Source organism: Hahella ganghwensis DSM 17046 (assembly GCF_000376785.1).
In the GTDB taxonomy this organism is placed as follows: Bacteria; Pseudomonadota; Gammaproteobacteria; order Pseudomonadales; family Oleiphilaceae; genus Hahella; species Hahella ganghwensis.
On the sequence record NZ_AQXX01000127.1, the window covers coordinates 96,973 to 111,592 of the forward strand.

Annotated in this window: 12 protein-coding genes; 8 read left to right on the top strand and 4 right to left on the bottom strand. The window is 47.8% G+C overall.

The features are described from left to right. Positions 1 to 45: 45 nt before the first annotated feature. Together F566_RS0119455 and zigA are read right to left on the bottom strand one after the other, a co-directional pair. Positions 46 to 1,581, bottom strand: coding sequence for a glutamate synthase-related protein (locus F566_RS0119455; RefSeq protein WP_020408702.1), 1,536 nt, complete (start codon positions 1,579 to 1,581; stop codon positions 46 to 48). A gap of 197 nt (positions 1,582 to 1,778) precedes the next feature. Then, positions 1,779 to 3,008, bottom strand: a complete 1,230-nt coding sequence (zigA, locus tag F566_RS0119460) for a zinc metallochaperone GTPase ZigA (RefSeq protein ID WP_020408703.1) — start codon at positions 3,006 to 3,008, stop codon at positions 1,779 to 1,781. Positions 3,009 to 3,469: 461 nt separating this feature from the next. Here zigA and F566_RS0119465 point away from each other — a divergent pair, with 461 nt between their 5' ends. From F566_RS0119465 to F566_RS0119485, 5 genes are all read left to right on the top strand, one after another. Further along, positions 3,470 to 5,125 carry a hypothetical protein gene (locus tag F566_RS0119465; RefSeq protein WP_020408704.1) on the top strand — a complete coding sequence of 552 codons (1,656 nt, stop codon included), beginning with the start codon at positions 3,470 to 3,472 and terminating at the stop codon, positions 5,123 to 5,125. 985 nt (positions 5,126 to 6,110) lie between these two features. Next, positions 6,111 to 7,856, top strand: a complete 1,746-nt coding sequence (locus F566_RS0119470; RefSeq protein WP_157496917.1) for a choice-of-anchor D domain-containing protein — start codon at positions 6,111 to 6,113, stop codon at positions 7,854 to 7,856. Positions 7,857 to 8,040: 184 nt separating this feature from the next. Beyond that, positions 8,041 to 8,460, top strand: a complete 420-nt coding sequence (locus F566_RS0119475) for a hypothetical protein (protein ID WP_020408706.1) — start codon at positions 8,041 to 8,043, stop codon at positions 8,458 to 8,460. 30 nt (positions 8,461 to 8,490) lie between these two features. Then, a complete protein-coding gene (locus F566_RS0119480) occupies positions 8,491 to 9,132 on the top strand; it encodes a histidine phosphatase family protein (RefSeq protein ID WP_020408707.1) in 642 nt (213 codons plus the stop codon). A gap of 100 nt (positions 9,133 to 9,232) precedes the next feature. Next, positions 9,233 to 9,601 carry a VOC family protein gene (locus tag F566_RS0119485; RefSeq protein ID WP_020408708.1) on the top strand — a complete coding sequence of 123 codons (369 nt, stop codon included), beginning with the start codon at positions 9,233 to 9,235 and terminating at the stop codon, positions 9,599 to 9,601. A gap of 131 nt (positions 9,602 to 9,732) precedes the next feature. Here F566_RS0119485 and F566_RS0119490 read toward each other — a convergent pair whose 3' ends face one another. Beyond that, positions 9,733 to 10,605, bottom strand: coding sequence for an oxygenase MpaB family protein (locus F566_RS0119490; RefSeq protein WP_020408709.1), 873 nt, complete (start codon positions 10,603 to 10,605; stop codon positions 9,733 to 9,735). A gap of 135 nt (positions 10,606 to 10,740) precedes the next feature. Continuing rightward, positions 10,741 to 11,223 carry a 3'-5' exonuclease gene (locus F566_RS0119495; RefSeq protein ID WP_020408710.1) on the bottom strand — a complete coding sequence of 161 codons (483 nt, stop codon included), beginning with the start codon at positions 11,221 to 11,223 and terminating at the stop codon, positions 10,741 to 10,743. Between the two features lie 287 nt (positions 11,224 to 11,510). On the opposite strand from F566_RS0119495, the gene F566_RS0119500 reads away from it, so the two are divergent. The 3 genes from F566_RS0119500 to F566_RS0119515 all read left to right on the top strand — a co-directional run. Further along, the gene (locus F566_RS0119500) at positions 11,511 to 12,896 is read left to right on the top strand and encodes a glutamine synthetase family protein (protein ID WP_020408711.1); all 1,386 of its coding nucleotides are present in this window, start codon (positions 11,511 to 11,513) and stop codon (positions 12,894 to 12,896) included. Between the two features lie 578 nt (positions 12,897 to 13,474). Next, positions 13,475 to 14,350 (top strand): hypothetical protein, encoded by an 876-nt coding sequence (locus F566_RS0119510; protein ID WP_020408713.1) that lies wholly within the window; start codon positions 13,475 to 13,477, stop codon positions 14,348 to 14,350. A 56-nt stretch (positions 14,351 to 14,406) separates the two neighbouring features. Beyond that, the coding region (locus tag F566_RS0119515) for an IS5/IS1182 family transposase (RefSeq protein WP_020405098.1) at positions 14,407 to 14,620 on the top strand (214 nt) is incomplete at its 3' end.

A 14,620-nucleotide genomic window follows, 5' to 3' on the forward strand; every position in this document is an offset into this window, starting at 1 on the left:
TTCCAAATGGGGGGCAGCTGTTCCGAGAGCGCCCGCCTATGATAATCAACCCACACCACTGTATCGAATCCCTGACAGCTCAGACATGGTTTTATGCCAGGTGGCGATATCGTTCATATTGAACTGATTCAAATGGTCGTGACCGCAAGCCCGGGCCATGACGGCCATTAGCTCTGTTGAGGCTTCCAGAAAGTTCCGAAGTTGATTGGCAGATTTGTCGACGTTCAGCCGTTTCCGAAGATCCTCTTTCTGTGTGGCAACACCGGCCGGGCAATTGTTGGTGTTGCACATACGAGCCGCAACACAGCCTATAGACTGCATGGCACTGTTGGCCAGGGCAATTCCATCGGCTCCCAGAGCCATTGCTTTAACGAAGTCCATTGGCAGACGTAATCCGCCGGTGATGATCAGGGTTACCCGGCCGCTGGCGTTTTGTTGGTCCAGATACCGGCGCGCACGGGCAAGGGCGGGAATGGTTGGAACGCTGATGTGGTCTCTGAAAATAACCGGTGCAGCACCTGTTCCACCGCCACGACCATCCAGGATAATGTAATCCGCACCTGCGTCCAAGGCGAACTGAATGTCCGCTTCAATATGGTTGGCACTGAGTTTGAACCCGACAGGGATGCCTCCTGTAATTTCTCTGACGCGGTCTGCAAAGTTTCTGAAATCCTTGACGCCGTGCAGGTCACGAAAGGTTGGTGGGGAGACAGCTTCGCTTCCCTCATCAATTCCTCTGACCGTTGCAATCTTTCCGCGATTTTTATTGGCGGGAAGATGACCGCCAGTGCCGGTTTTCGCTCCCTGTCCTCCTTTAAAGTGGAACGCCTGAACTTTCTTTAGTAGTTCTTCACGATAGCCAAATCCGGCGCTTGCGAGTTCATAGAAATAGCGAGAGTTGGCTGCCTGCTCTTCCGGTAACATACCTCCTTCTCCGGAACAAATGCCTGTCCCTGCCAATTCTGCGCCCTTGGCCAGTGCTGTCTTTGCTTCTTCCGATAGTGCGCCGAAGCTCATATCGGACACAAACAATGGAATACGCAAGATCAGAGGTTTTCTTGCGTTGGGGCCAATCACCAGCTCCGTTCCAACCTCTATATCTTCCATTAAGGGCTGGGTGGCCATTTGTGCGGCCATAATCTGGATCTCGTCCCAGTGAGGAAGCGCATGGCGAGGCACTCCCATGGAGGTCATCGGGCCGTGATGTCCCATCTTTGACAGTCCATCCCGAGCCATTTCGTGAATCAGGGCCACGGTGGGTTCTTCCGGAGTGGGGGAGGCTTCTGGTGGTCCGTCAGAAGTGGCAACTTTTCCTGGTCCGGGTTTGCCGACTTCCTCTGCTGAAAACTGTTTATGGGTGCCGTCACAGTAAGGCGCATTGCCGGTATGTTTGCAGGCACAAAGATAGGCCTCTCCATCTTCTTCCGGGGTAAAGCCTTTTGGCGTAAATTCGGTGCCTTTGTGTGAACCATCGCAGAAAGGTTGATTGCCGGAACGTCCACAAACGCAAAAGTAATAGGTTTCCCCTTTGTTCAGAGAGACTCTTTTCGGCTTGTTGTCAGAAATGATCGGAGTATTCATGCTGCCCTCATTGTGATTTTTGTGTGTCGGACAAACCTGTATACGCAACGAGAACTAGGTGGGACGGGTCTATCTGTCAAAATGGATGTTTAGGGGAGATAGGCGCGTGTTTAGAGGCGATGGCTTGGCAGCTCAGACACTTACGTGGAGGGGGAAATAGGGGGCCTGAACCATGCCCCCGGCAAATTGTGGTTCAATCAACTTTCCCAACTCGGAAAAGGGTCAGGCAGAGACTCCCAATAGGGCCTTCCAGCCGTCATCTCGTCATCATTCAAAAGACAGTTATCTAATTGCTGGTAAATATCCTGTTGGTCAATGTTCTGACCGATAAAGACCAGTTCCTGGCGCATGTCCCCAAATGGCTCTTCCCACTTAGCGAGAATAGACTCGCGGTACTCCTCATCATCTGGCCAGTGTTGTTCTGGAATGGCTTTCCAGAACAGGCCTGCGACATCATAACGTGCCACGCCTCCTGCCTGATTCCAAAGTCCGGCGAACTCCGGGCGGCTGGCCAGCCAGAAGTAACCCTTGGAGCGGATCAGGCGGCCCTGGGGTAATTGCTCATGCAGAAAGTCGAAGAATTTTTGCGGGTGGAATGGACGCCGGGATTGATAGACAAAGCTACTGATGCCGTACTCCTCGGTTTCCGGGACATGTTCACCTCGAATTTCCTTGAGCCATCCCGGTGCCTGTTGTGCGCGTTCAAAACTAAAACGTTGGGTACCCAGTACCTTTTGCAGATCAATCTGGCCTCGAGTAATAGGTATAATGTCTGCTTCAGTATTCAAGCTGCGAAGAATGGCCTGTAAACGTTCAAGCTCCGTAGCTTCTACAAGATCCGTTTTGCTGACCAGAATCACATCGCTGAACTCCACTTGATCGACCAGCAGGTCTGCAACGCTACGTTCATCTTCGTCTCCAAGACTCTCTCCCGTCTCCTGGAGAGACCTAGCTTCGTCATAATCCTGAAGAAAGTTGACCGCATCGACAATGGTGACCATAGTATCCAGTCGGGCAATATCCGACAGGCTGACGCCCTGTTCGTCTGCAAAGGTAAAAGTTTCAGCAACGGGTAAGGGTTCTGAAATGCCAGTAGATTCAACAACCAGGTAGTCAAACCGATTTTCCTCAGAGAGTCTGCGGACTTCAACCAGCAGATCCTCCCGCAATGTGCAACAAATACAGCCGTTACTCATCTCTACCAGCTTCTCTTCACTGCGATTGAGTTCAACATCGTTCTTGATAGTATTCGCATCGATATTGACTTCACTCATATCGTTGACGATAACGGCCACACGGCGCCCTTCGCGATTGTTCAGGATATGATTCAAAACGGTCGTTTTTCCAGCACCGAGAAAGCCTGAGAGCACGGTAACCGGAAGGCGATGATCGACAGGGCGAGTATCATTTGTGTATTCACGTTGCATTGATGGTTTCTTCCTTTTATCTGGCTAAGCCAGGAGACAGATAGGTTTCTTCGTTGACTTTCAATGTTTGTGTCATGAGTTTTTTGATAATGTTATAACATAACATTCTGGTTGGGGCGCATACAAGAATTTGCTAGGGATCTAAATGGTAGGGTTTTATCTAGGGGAGGGGCTCTGGTAAAAGAAGAGCCTGAAATCATTTAATTAACCTACGAAACATAGAGGCGCCATTTTCTGGCTGCTATTTCCTGGTTTTTATGGCGAATCCGATAATGACTGGATTTAAGAATAAGGTGAGCACATTACATGACATGTCATCATTGACCGCAGGGTTTCTAGCCATTAATCTGGTCGACTGGCCTGAATTTTGTTAATTGCGGATTGGTTTCCACTTGATACTCGTAGTAGTCATTTTATCGTGGTTTCCCGGGCTGGGGTCCGCTCAGTAATAAGGACCTACTATGAGACGAGAACCTCTTCCTTCTGAGCTTGAAGTCGTTAAAGGCATCTATTCTCACCGAGACGACCATAAAAACCCGCTGGTATTCTGGAAGTCGCCAAAATCGCAGATTGATCCCGGAGTGCTCGATAAGTTATCGAGCTATGGTGCAGTTCGGTACATTGCGCCAATGGTCTTTCATCCGGATAGAGAAATTGCCAGTAAAGCGATAGAGCGGATCAGTGAATTACTGGGTCAGGTTCCTCAGCATCAACTCAGTTGGCTGGATGAAAGTATTCGATCACAATACTACTGCTGCAGTGGACGGGCCTGGGCTAAACAGTGGTATCAGGCAGATGAGTCCTTTGTTCGTAGTCTTGATTTACCGCAGGAGCAACTTGAAACAGTTCTTGTTCTCTTAGTTAGTCACAATAATGGTTATGTGAGATCTGCCTCGCTTCAACGGTTGTCAGAGGTCAATGAGATTTTGGCCCTCAAAATGGCATTTATTCGAGCGAATGATTGGGTTTATGACATCAGTAGTCTTGCTTTTGGCCTTATAGGCAAGCTCTTGGATAATCTTTCCCCAAGTCAATCCACTCAGTTTCTTCATCTGGTGCAACAGCTTCAACATAAAAAGCGCCGAAATCTCCAACCTATCCTGGACGGGATTGAGCTAGGGCTGAAATCTGAAGAAGGGATAAGTACTTTATTGGAGACTCTTGATAGCGCAGAGCTACATCTAGCTCGATCGGCTTTCGGTGTTTTAAAGAGAATTGATGGTGTAAAACTCAGGGTCATAAAAAGGTCTTGTTACCATAAAGATATTGTTATTCGCACAGGGGCGTTAAAGCTGGCGATGAGCCTCCAGGACAGATCGGAGCAACTGGCATGGCTGAAATTATTTAGTGGCGATACTTATGCCCCGATCAGGAAACGGGCAATGTATGCCATCGCGGAGCAGTTTCCAGAAGAGTCTATGGCTGTAATGATGAATAACCTGACCCATATAAATAGATCCGTCCGCGAGGTGGCAAGGTTCTATATCCGGCGCCAGGCGGCATTTGATTTGCCGGGATATTATCGTGAACGACTGGAGAGCGATGAGCGTTGTATGTCAGTTGGGGCTGTTCTTGGATTATCAGAATCCGGACAAGGTGTAGACTGGCGTGAAATCGAGAAACTTCCAGCGAGAGACGACCCAAAATTCAGGGGAGCTGTCGTCATTGCGGCTAGAAATCTTGGTGCTAAATCTCAGCAATGGTTTATGGAAAAGGTCCGAAATGGTTGTCCTGCTGAAGTTAGAGAGGCAAAAATTGCCTTGCTGGGGAAGTCCGTTTCATTACTGGATGAACTTTTGTCTTTGCATCAGGAGCTTCATGATCTTTTTAGGCTTCGTGCGGTAAGAAATATTATTCGGGAGCAGGATCGTTGGGTTTATTTAATCGCGCTGCTGCAATCACTTATTCTGGAAATTCCTGAGAGATATAGCATGGATACATGTGACATTGCGGAGTGGTGGAAAGCAAACAGCAAGCAAAACTGGTTTACCAAGCCTCCAGAGTCGTTGCTGGAAGAGATCCTTGATCTAACGAATACCGCACTGGATAAAAAACCGCAAAATACGTTTTTGATTCAGATTAAAGACCTCATCAATCTCCTTCAGGGTATTGATTGATCGCTGTATGTGGCTGGGAAATAAAAAAAGCGGCTCATTGAGCCGCCAAGTAGAGTGCGAAGGGGACTGGCCTTCGTCTTGCTGACAGTTCTCATGACAAGAACTATCAAACGGGAATTGCTATCTTGATACCTAGAGCATATGACATTTTTGTTGCAAAGTTGACGGAGTGTCGTGAGCGGGCAATTTTAGGGCGTGAACGGTTACTTTTGGAACTAGGGAACCTTTGAAAAACTACCTGCATTGCCATTACGGCGTTAGATGTCGGCTCAAAATGCTAATTTATTCACGACAAATGGTGCTTTCATCCAGCTTGTCTGTGTTTGGCCAACTTTACCCTTGCACTGACGGCCTCAGCGATGCTTTTTAGAGTTTCCTTAATCATTAAGTCTGGGTTCTATCCCGTAAACCTTTGGCATAGTCATTGTTCTGGTATTGTCACTGTTTGGCTTAGCCGTATTTAGAAATACTGCATAAACCGGATATATCAGATATAACGATTAAATTCCCAAGATCCTTTTGTTGTGGTGAATTCAAGTTGTTTTAAAAGGTATAGTCCTTTTTATAGAATAATGTATAACTTATTAAATTATAATAATTTTTTAAATTATCCTTGCCTGATTAAATTCGCCGCAAATAGAATCTTTCCCGCTGCTGCAGCAATGAAGAGAAGCCTCTCTTGATACATTTATAAGAACAATGTTGTCCAATATATCTTTATTCAGATGTCTATGTATTTTCTGACATAAAGTTTTCAGAAAACGATTCAAACAGGTGCATTGAGTCCTGCGGGATTCTGGTTCGAGGCGGATATTGTTCGACCTCAAATGCATTTGCATCACCAATACAAAGCACGCGACCGATAGCAGAGTGTCTGCTGTCTGATATTTCATTGAAATTTGATATGCAAGGATTAAAGATGAATCCGACAACGTTTCTTTTTAAAAAAGGCCGGTTAAGTACAGCGATAGCCGGCGTAATACTGATGACAACACATAGTATGGCACATGCAGATCCAGTGATTCTGGAACTGGAGATGATGTGCCCATTTCCTCTCATCGGCGATCAGCCGGTAATGGCGACAATTACGGCTGACTATCCCGCTGAAGTCAGCGTGGGAGAGCCTTTGGGGCCAGTGATGATAAACACCCTGACCCGAGTGAATGATGCTTCAAGGCAGGGACTGGCGATGATGGAGGCCAAGACCCTGTCAGGTAAGGCTACCAGCATAGCGACACTTACGACTGCAAGCCGGAATGAAGAAAAAGAAGTCGCTCTGAATATTGATTCAACGCCAATACCTGAAGAAAAAGGTGACTTTGATGTCCCTGCGACAGGCGAAGCGCCTGTCGAAACCTTTACCGCAGACGATGTAGGCCCTGCGCAGATTACCATCAATGATCTGATACTGGATCTGACCAGTCTCAAGGAAGACGGTAGTCCGGTTGAGGGACCCGTCGGACAGTTTACTTCTGACTGTACCATTGTCGAGGGTCAGAAAAATGTGCTGCATTCTTTCAACGTTGTTGATGGTGGCCCGGGGCTTCCCCAGGATATTCAGGTTGATCCAAAAGCGATTGAGTTTGGTGATGTTCAGCTTGGTACTTCCAGCCAGATGGACGTGAAGGTCGTAAATGCCGGTGGCGCCATGCTGGGCATTAATGGTGTTGAGATTGCTGGCGCCAATGCCCAGGAGTTTGTACAGATGAATACCTGTACAACCCTCGGATCTGGTGAAAGCTGTAATATCAACGTGACCTATGCTGCCTCAACCGAGGGAATGCAGACCGCGGAACTGATCATTACATCTGATGATCCGGATTCTCCCAGTGTGACCGTTCCTATGAGTGGCAATGGCCAAATGGAACCCGCTGCAGATATCGAACTGAGTGAGACAGAAATCGACTTTGGCGGAATTGATGTTGGTAGCACGTCGGAGCGGACGCTAACCATCTCAAATGTCGGTGGAGCGGCTCTGAATATCAGTAATATTGCGCTGGCCAATAATGCAGACTTCTTTGTTGTCGGAACGGATTGCAGCATTCTGGAGCCAAAAGCCAGTTGCGCAGTAAATCTGTCCTTTACGGCTAACTCTGAAATGCCCAGCAGTGACACGCTGACCATTGAATCTGACGACCCGGATGAAGCGATGTTAACGGTTGCACTTACCGGTAGCGGCAAGGATTCAGGAGATCCGACCCAACATATCGGTATGGATGCAGACGGCAGTACTTATGTCGCAGCTTCCGGCGGGACCTTGCCATTGGCCGGGGCCATCGAAGGCGAGCTGGATCTGGCAACGGGCATGCTGTCTGCGGATGTGACGCTGGAACCGACCACCGGCACTTTCCAGGTATCAAAAATATTCCGTCAACTGGTTGCGACTACCGCTGTGGAGTTTGAGCCTGTCGAGAAGACGACGGGTACGCTGATCAACGGTTTGCTGACAGCTAATTCTCAGGTTTATGTGAAAGTTCCAAGCGTTACAGTAAACGTCTTTGGATTGGATCTGCCGATAGGAGGCGGGGAAAGCTGTCGCACAATAGACCCGGTGAATATCAGTATCAGTACGCCGGAAGGGGAAACTTTTGAAGCCATGAATGGTGGATCTCTGGAAGGTTCGTACGATCTGCCTGTGCTGGAGAACTGTGGGCCACTCACAAGTGTTTTGAATCAGTTGATGGCTGGTTCCGACAATAGGATTTCTCTGGACCTGAAGCCGCAGATGTAGGCCTGAAAAAATCATCCCTTAACTCCGTGTAGTGTCGTTGCTTTCGGGTAACGACTGGGCCGCCCGCAGAAAGGATTCTGCATCTGGGTGGCCTTTTTTTTGTATGACGCAGGCACTGGTCTGGGTTATGGTAGCGGCCTGATGACAGACAGAAAAATTCGAGTGGGAAATGTAAGTGAGTGATATGAAATCTCAGGATCTGGTAAATCAGAGTATGGCCAATGAATGGATGCTGCTTCAAAATCAGTTTGATAGTTATGAGAAGTATTCACTCATCATCAAACTGGCCGGTGTGGCGGTGTTTGCGGGAGCATATTTTGCAGGCAAGACCAGCGTGTTGATGACCATACTGCTATTGGTGATCTGGTTGCAGGATGCGATTTGGAAGACCTTTCAGGCCCGTATTGAAAATCGACTCTTACAACTGGAAGCCGGATTAAAAACCGAGAGTGACGAAAAGGCGTATCAGTTTAACCGCGAGTATCTGAAAAATCGGCCTGGAACCCTCGGACTGGTGAAGGAGTATTTAAGTCAATCTGTCAGACCGACGATTGCCTTTCCACACGTTGTGCTCGTGCTAATGTCTGCAGTTCAACTGATCTAGGGGACCAGCCACAACCTTTGAGGAGGAACGATGCCATTCCTTCGTGAGAGGCTTGTAAAGATCGTTACCAGAGCGTTGCGGCTTGTAGTGTCGATCTTTGTAGCTCCGATATTGGTAGCATTGACCGCCGTGCCTGATACTGTCTTGGCTGACCCTGTCATGGGTGAAAGCCGTGATCATTCTGAGGCATTAAACGGGGTTGTTGAAGGACGTTATATTTTGTTGATGCGTCACGCCATTGCCCCTGGGTTTGGTGACCCGGCAGATTTCCAGATCAATGATTGCCGCACCCAACGAAATCTTTCTCAGGAAGGCCGTGACCAGGCCGCCGCAATTGGACGCTTCCTCAAGCAGCATGGCATCAAAAGTGCCACAGTACTTTCCAGTCAGTGGTGTCGATGTCTGGAAACTGCTCGCTTGCTGGATGTGGGTGAAGTAGAGGAACTGCCGGCATTGAACTCTTTCTTCCAGCAACCGGATGTCAGGCAAGATCGTATTGAAGCCATGCAGCGCTGGCTTATCGATTATCGCGGATCTTCACCTACGATACTGGTGACTCATCAGGTTAATATCACCGCACTGACAAACTATTACCCTGCTTCTGGTGAGGTCGTGGTGATACAACCTCCGACAAAAGACCGGCCATTGTCAGTTATCAGCACAATAAAGTGATGGGGTTGAAAATGCTTGGTCGCTGTTTGCTCCCTGTTCCTGTATCAGCCAGGTTTCACTGCAAACCCTGTAAAAACTGAGTTAATGCTATTGGAGTAACATGATAAGTCATATTGATCATATTGTTCTCACCGTATCGGATATCGAATATTCGGTGAATTTCTATCGCCGGGTATTGATGATGGAAGAAACGACCTTTGCCAATGGTCGGAAAGCACTGAAGTTCGGCAATCAGAAAATCAATCTTCAACTCCTGGGTCAGGAACCAAGAAATAACGCTCAGATAGGCTCTGGAGATGTATGTCTGATAACCTCGTGGCCTCTTAAAGAAGTTCTATTACATTTGGAAAAAGAACAGGTTGAAATTGTCGAAGGGCCTGTTGAAAAATCCGGTGCCATGGGAGCCATAGAGTCAGTGTATTTTCTGGACCCTGATCGGAATCTGATTGAAATCAGTGTGTATAGATAGAGCTCTATAGCTTGGTTGGTTGTTACCTGCGCCCAGATATGACCTAAAGCATTGGTATAGAAGTAGAAAACCAGGGTTTTAAGAGTATGACTCGTAACTAAAACCTTAATGGCTGCGATCGGGCTGGCACTCTAACTGCCAACCCCCATCCGCCGCTTGGCCCGGTGAGATGCTCCGTTACGGAATGACCAGCGCATAACGGGTGCGATAGTATTCACACTGCGCTCAACTGCTTTACGTTGCCAGTGAGTATTACTTAAGCCGATCATGGTACGGGCCCAGTCCGGCAGCAGTTGTAGCCCGGCCTGAGTCATAACACGGCCCAGAGGTTGGGTCAGGCGACTGGGAGCTTGGGCATTCATCAGCAGCGATAGAACTTCGGCAGCTCTGTCATCGAATACCAGTTCAGGGCGTTTCCCCTCCAGATAATCCTCTACTTCCCTGCGCGATCGTGGAACTTCGGTTGCGCCGAGAGCTTCGGCAACCCGGGCGACCTCATCGTAGTAGCAATCCTGCTCCGCTTCGCTGAGGGTTGGGTTGCAGTAGCGTAAGTATCCGGCAAGGAAACTGCGGACTTCTGCCACATGTACCCAGGTCAGCAGAACCGGGTCGCTCGCGGCATAAGGTCGGCCGTCCGGCGCGATGCCGTTCACTTGATCATGGATATTACGAACCCGGTCAATCAGACACCGCGCGTCACTTTCCGCGGCAAAGGTCGTCCCGGCGATAAACTGCCCGGTTCGTCGTAGTCGACCAATCATGTCTTCCCGAAAATTGGAATGATCCAGAACACCGGACAATGCCAGAGGGTGAAGCATCTGCAGCATCAAGGCACTGATGCCTCCACACAGCATGGCCGGAAAATCCCCATGTACCCGCCAGCACACACTGTCGGGACCAAACAGGCCAGGATCACCGGCGGGTGACTCATAGTCGATGCCACCGATGGCGAGCCCTGTCAGGCCGATAAGTTGTTGCTCGATATGCTGGCGGAGGAACTTCATATATCTTCCAGGTAATCACATTTAAAAAGCGGGGGGAGTTTATTTTCCGTCATCCAAGCTTTGAATCAAGTTAAGAATGGGATTCAACACAGAGGTTTTTAGCGGACATTCTCCGCTAGTTGGCCAAATCTCTGGCTAGTGTATCAGGCTGTTAAACGCTTCATGAATCATGCGCACATCTTCTTCTGCCCGATGGCGGCGATATTTTCCAGACTCTGCCAATATGGCTATTTGCTCATCAAACGCAAACTTTTGCGATCCTCGCAATAGCTTATAAATGGATGCCATATGAAAGCGTCTGACGTCATTGGCTGCCAAATAAAGCGTGTCGACCCAATCGGAATCCCACCTGACGGCGTCGCTGTAGAGAGGTTCCTTCGTCTCATTCATAAATGCTGATAATTCCCGTGCGACCTGGATGGCAGGTAAACCCTCTTTATGCAGCATTTCCCGCGTGATTCCGTGGATACTCTCTGCGATATCACACCAATAGACCCAGCCAGGCTCCGGCTTAATCAGCCATGATTTGGTTTTACCATTCACAAGGACAGCTACTTCGATAGGATAGGAATCAAAGTGTAAACCGCTGGCTTCAATGTCGATAATGTTGATGTTCATAGGAAAGTTACTAATTTATATAGAATATCTGGTAGTCAATTGAAGCATAGTCATTGCGAGAAAGTCATCGCTATGAACCCAGGGAGCCTCTGAATCTATTCAGAACACACCTTTCAAAATTTACCATGGATACAAAATGTACCCCCATGAATGCCTCCCTTTCAATCGGTTATTCGGACTAAGAAGGGGGGTTGCAAGGACGGTATGATGCCATTGCAATAATTAGTCACTCCCTCACCAATATTTCGATTACACTGCAAAGATCTTTAGTCACTATCGGAGATTGTATGAGTCAGCCTGATCGTTCCTGGTTGAATGAACTGCCCCCTGCCTTTGAAGCCTACCGAAAAGGCCGTAAGCTGGATGAAGTGGAGTGTATTGTTCCGGATCTGAACGGTATGTCCCGCGGTAAGGCGATGCCGGTCAATAAATTCTCCCCCGACAATCCGGTCTTTCTGCCAATTTCTATCTTTTATCAAACCATAACTGGTGAAGATGTGGAGATGGATATTAAAAACCAGTGGGCCGAGAGTGACATGGTATTGGTGCCGGATATGTCGACGGCGATGGCCGTTCCCTGGGCGAAGCAGGCAACACTGCAGATTATTCATGACCTGAATGACCGGGAAGGAAAGCCGATTTCCTGTGCGCCGCGCAACGTACTCAAGCGAGTGATCAGTCTGTATCAGGAAAAAGGCTGGAAACCCGTTGTTGCGCCAGAGTTGGAGTTCTATCTGACTCAGCCGAATATTGACCCTAATGAACCAATAGAGCCTCCTGTTGGGCGCACTGGGCGTTCAGGTACGGCGTTACAGTCATACTCCATGTCGGCAATCGACGAATACGGACCAGTGATTGACACCATTTATGATTACGCCGAGGCGGCAGGTCTGCACATCGACTCGGTGATCCAGGAAGACGGTGCCGGTCAGGTGGAGTTCAACCTGACTCATGGAGATCCTTTGTTGCTGGCAGACCAGGTCTTTTACTTCAAACGTATCATCAAGGAAGCGGCGCTTAACAACGGTATGTTCGCCACCTTTATGGCGAAGCCAATGCGCGACCAGCCGGGCAGCGCGATGCATGTTCACCAGAGTGTGGTGGATCTGAGTACTGGTAAAAATATTTTCTCAGACGATCAGGGTAATGCCACTGAAATGTTCCGTTACTTTATCGGTGGAACCCAGAAGCACTTGATTGAGGTGATGCCATTTATTGCCCCGAATGTAAATTCCTACAGACGTTTTGAATCGGATACCAATTCCAGTGCCCCGACCAATATTGCCTGGGGTTACGACAACCGCGCGACCGGCCTGCGGGTACCTAATTCCGGCGCTCAGGACCGTCGATTGGAAAACCGGGTGATTGGGGTCGATACCAATCCTTATCTGTCGATTGCAGCCAGCCTGGTGTGTGGATACTTGGGGATGGTCAACAAGATCGAGCCCGGTCATCCCGTCGAAGGTGAACTGGAAGATGAGCATGGCGCCCATTCCTATATTCCAACAACCTTCAATGAAGCTCTGCGTATCTTTGATCAGGCTGAGGAAATTCATCAGGCCCTTGGTGAGGATTTCTGCCAGCTATATGCGGAAGTGAAGAAGGAAGAGCTACGCCAGTTCCATCGGGAAATTTCGCCCTGGGAGCGTGAGCATTTGTTGTTGAGTGTGTAATGGAGCGTGACTTCAGTATCACAGGCTTTATTTGATCGTCTTCTGGTATATCAGGCTAATATACGAAGTTGACTACCGAGGATATTTGTTCCTCCATTAGAAATGAGCCTTATAAGCGCCGAATACCGGTAAGTAAGATCTTATTGTATGAGGAACCTTGCTGTGAGGAGACCATTGAATTCTATTATTACGAAAGTAAGAAAGGAGAGAAACTTAATCCAGTAACCGTGTTTGTCGACGCAGCCATAAGACACTTTAAGCGCATTGAAGGCGCTACAAAACAAGAACTTGTGGCTGTAGTGAAGTCGGAGATACATTTGGTTGAATGCAGTAGCGAAAAGCTCTATTCAATATTGAATAAAACTCTAGATGATAGGTTACCAAAACTCTTGAGTGGAGTTGGGGGTGTAATCCGGTCATGGCAGGTGTATGACGAGCCTCTTCTAAAAGAAGTCTTTTTTGAGGCAGATAATGGGTATGGTGTATATATTTGGCAGATTACGGCTTAGTTCATACAGTTAGATGCTGCTCAGAGTATGGGGGTGGTAGTCTATAAATTTAGTATTTGGGAGTGAATTGTGCCGGGTACTGCTATTCAACTGGACCTTAATTCAATATCGAAAAAATCTTTGTTAAGAATAGTTGACGAACTACTGTCGATATCTAGAGCTTCGTTTTTTCTGCAACCTTCAGGAGCTCAGCGTCTAAACAGAAGTGATGAAATTCGTAAAATAGCCAATTCATGGCCAGATTGGACTTCCAGGCCCTGGATTATAGCTGGTTCTATAGAGGTAAGCCCTGAGGAAATATCTTATGCTGGTCCATACATAGAAGACTGCAGTGGTAGCGGATACCATGATCAGGTCAAGGGCCTTTTAAGCGAATTCGATTGGGCGATTTTTTCTTATTTCACGACTTTCCAAAGTAATATTTGTAATCTCGTAACTTCATCTGCAAGTGTCGTGGGTTGTCCGATACTTAAGTCCATATCTGCAGAAAGAATTGACTGGAATCAGCCAGATTCGGACCCCCTTAGGTATTTAAAGACTGCCACATTTTATGATTATGATGTTGAGGGGCTAATTGTCTATGAAGCGGCAAAACTGAGAGGCGAACAGCCTCCTTTGTTACTATGCTGCTTTGACCTTCGAAATAGAGATATGTATTTCAGGTGGGATGATGTAAAAGAGGAAGTAGAAGCTCAGTGCTGGTATCAGAAAGCAGTAGATGAACTAGAAATAGTCGACGAATTTAAAGTAGAGTATGCGGGGGGCGTACAACAATACAGTCTATACAAAGCAGATATAATTGGACCTTATCTGGACATTTGGTCACAAGCTAGTTACGACCACTCAATTGCTGAAGCTGTGCTTTCATATGAGACGAATTTAGCCGCTCTCAAGAAGTATATATATAAGCATTCTATATTTGAGGTTAACAAAGGGAGGCTCTGAATAACTCCCCAAATCAGTCATAATACGGCCAACTTCACTCATCAGGAATACTATCCATGGATCAGATGACTTTCTCCGAAGCTGAATACCAGAATAAGAAGCGTAAGACCCGCCGGGAAATCTTTCTGGAGCGAATGGATAAGCTGATCCCATGGAAACGCATGGAAAAGAAGATCGCCCGCTATTACCCCAAGGGCGAGAACGGCCGCCCTCCGTATCCGTTATCCACCATGCTTCGTGTCCACTGCATGCAGCTATTTTATAACCTCA

Coding starts and splice junctions, on each gene's coding strand:
- F566_RS0119455 (WP_020408702.1), bottom strand. CDS start 1,581: ATGAATACTCCGATCATTTCTGACAACAAGCCGAAAAGAGTCTCTCTG.
- zigA (WP_020408703.1), bottom strand. CDS start 3,008: ATGCAACGTGAATACACAAATGATACTCGCCCTGTCGATCATCGCCTT.
- F566_RS0119465 (WP_020408704.1), top strand. CDS start 3,470: ATGAGACGAGAACCTCTTCCTTCTGAGCTTGAAGTCGTTAAAGGCATC.
- F566_RS0119470 (WP_157496917.1), top strand. CDS start 6,111: ATGACAACACATAGTATGGCACATGCAGATCCAGTGATTCTGGAACTG.
- F566_RS0119475 (WP_020408706.1), top strand. CDS start 8,041: ATGAAATCTCAGGATCTGGTAAATCAGAGTATGGCCAATGAATGGATG.
- F566_RS0119480 (WP_020408707.1), top strand. CDS start 8,491: ATGCCATTCCTTCGTGAGAGGCTTGTAAAGATCGTTACCAGAGCGTTG.
- F566_RS0119485 (WP_020408708.1), top strand. CDS start 9,233: ATGATAAGTCATATTGATCATATTGTTCTCACCGTATCGGATATCGAA.
- F566_RS0119490 (WP_020408709.1), bottom strand. CDS start 10,605: ATGAAGTTCCTCCGCCAGCATATCGAGCAACAACTTATCGGCCTGACA.
- F566_RS0119495 (WP_020408710.1), bottom strand. CDS start 11,223: ATGAACATCAACATTATCGACATTGAAGCCAGCGGTTTACACTTTGAT.
- F566_RS0119500 (WP_020408711.1), top strand. CDS start 11,511: ATGAGTCAGCCTGATCGTTCCTGGTTGAATGAACTGCCCCCTGCCTTT.